Below are 552 nucleotides of genomic sequence, written 5' to 3'. Positions count from 1 at the left end.
TTTGAGATCAGTACAAATAGTAAAACAGAAGAATCGAACTTACGTAGGTATACCTACTAACCTTAAGAAAACCAGAAAGGGTGATAGGACTAGTAAAAGAACATTGAACCAAGTAGCTATCATGTTGGAATATGGTTCTAGAGGTGGTAATTTACCTCCAAGACCTCTATGGGCACCAGCTTTCGAACAAGTTGGTGGTAAGAAGGTTCTGAAGGAAACTATAGTAAGAGAACTTCGTAAAGAAATAAGGAAACACAGATAATGGGATTTACTATAAGCAAGAATCAAGGTTCAGGTAGGACTGTTATAACGGTAACACCAGAAGAAAAGAATGCTACGGACAAAGATATAGTTCAGATCTTAACAGTAGAAGCTGTAGATGGGTCAACTAAAGAAGTAAAGCTTATCCACAAGAAAGGGGAAGGCAATTATGAATACACTTTCAGAGTTTCACCCACTGAATTATACTTTGAGCCTACAGGAGAAAGTAAAGAGGTTACTATTGTATCTACTAAACAAATGGTAATCAATGGAAAGAAAGTTGGTGATCCA

The 552-nt window shown here is 36.8% G+C and carries 2 protein-coding genes; both read left to right on the top strand.

All coding sequences use genetic code 11. The annotated features are described in order from the left end of the window. Positions 1-262, top strand: a 262-nt coding sequence (locus RF638_RS16155; RefSeq protein WP_368842479.1) for a hypothetical protein, incomplete at its 5' end; no start/stop codon positions are given. Continuing rightward, positions 262-552: hypothetical protein (locus RF638_RS16150; RefSeq protein ID WP_368842478.1), on the top strand; the 291-nt coding region annotated here is incomplete at its 3' end. The genes RF638_RS16155 and RF638_RS16150, both read left to right, overlap by 1 nt.

Origin of the sequence: Kocuria sp. CPCC 205235, from assembly GCF_040980905.1 — a bacterium.
In the GTDB taxonomy this organism is placed as follows: Bacteria; Actinomycetota; Actinomycetes; order Actinomycetales; family Micrococcaceae; genus Kocuria; species Kocuria carniphila.
This window is presented reverse-complemented; position numbering and strand designations above follow the sequence as displayed.